The sequence below is a fragment of the Streptomyces sp. NPDC050448 genome (assembly GCF_040655295.1).
Classification (GTDB): domain Bacteria; phylum Actinomycetota; class Actinomycetes; order Streptomycetales; family Streptomycetaceae; genus Streptomyces.
The window spans coordinates 1-1118 of sequence record NZ_JBFAJR010000142.1; the positions used below are offsets into that span (position 1 = coordinate 1).

Genomic DNA, 1118 nt, shown 5'->3' on the forward strand with positions numbered 1-1118 from the left:
CACCAGCGACGACCGGCTGTTCTGCCACGTCTACGGACGCGGCGACCGAAGCTCGGACCAGCTCATCCCGGGCTGGCCGTACTCCTTCGTCGCCGTATTGGAGGCCGGCCGCACCTCCTGGTGCCAACTCCTTGACGCCGTGCGCCTCGGGCCCGCGGACGATGCCACCCTCGTTACCGCCGCCCAACTGCGCGAGGTCGTGAAACGCCTGGTCAGCGCCGGGCACTGGAAGCCGGGCGATCCCGAGATCCTGATCGTGATGGACTCCGGCTACGACGTCGCCTACCTCTCCCACGCACTGAAGGACCTGCCCGTCGTGCTGCTCGGGCGACTGCGCTCGGACCGCGTCATGCTCCGCGACCCGGGCCCCGCCCGCTCCGGACCGAAGGGCGGGCGGCCCCGCCGGCACGGCGGCATCCTCTCCTTCGCCAAGCCCGACACCTGGCACGAGCCCGACGTCACCACCGCCACGGACACCACCCGCTACGGCAAGGCGGAGGCGACGGCATGGGACCGGATGCATCCCAGGCTCACCCACCGTGGCCCCTGGCTGGAGCACGCGGAAGAAGAACTGCCCGTCCTGCACGGCACGTTGGTGCGACTGAAGGTCGAGCACCTGCCTGGCGACCGCGATCCGAAGCCGGTCTGGCTGTGGTGCTCCGCCACCTCGGCAGCGCCGGCCGATGTGGACCGGTGGTGGCAGGCCTTCCTACGCCGCTTCGACCTCGAGCACACCTTCCGGCTGATGAAACAGACCCTCGGCTGGACCGCGCCAAAGGTCCGCCGCGCCGACACGGCCGACCTGTGGACCTGGCTGATCATCGCCGCCCACACCCAGCTCTGCCTCGCCCGCCCCCTCGCCGAGGACCTCCGGCGTCCCTGGGAGCGACGAGTCGAACCCCGCCGCCTCACCCCCGCTCGGGTGAGGCGGGGGTTTCGCAACGTCCGCGCGACCGCGGCCCGCCCGACAGCCGCACCGAAACCGTCCCGCCCGGGCCCTGGACGACCTCCGGGCTCGAAGAACAAGCACCGGGCCAGGCACCACAACGTCGGCAAGACAGTCAAACGTGCCGAGTCGATCAAGGAACACCAAGCCCAGCAACGTTAAACGTCAAGCT

At 70.5% G+C, this 1118-nt stretch carries 1 protein-coding gene; it reads left to right on the top strand.

From position 1 onward, the window contains the following. Positions 1-1108: transposase (locus AB0I68_RS39140; RefSeq protein WP_363182218.1), on the top strand; the 1108-nt coding region annotated here is incomplete at its 5' end. Positions 1109-1118: the final 10 nt, after the last annotated feature.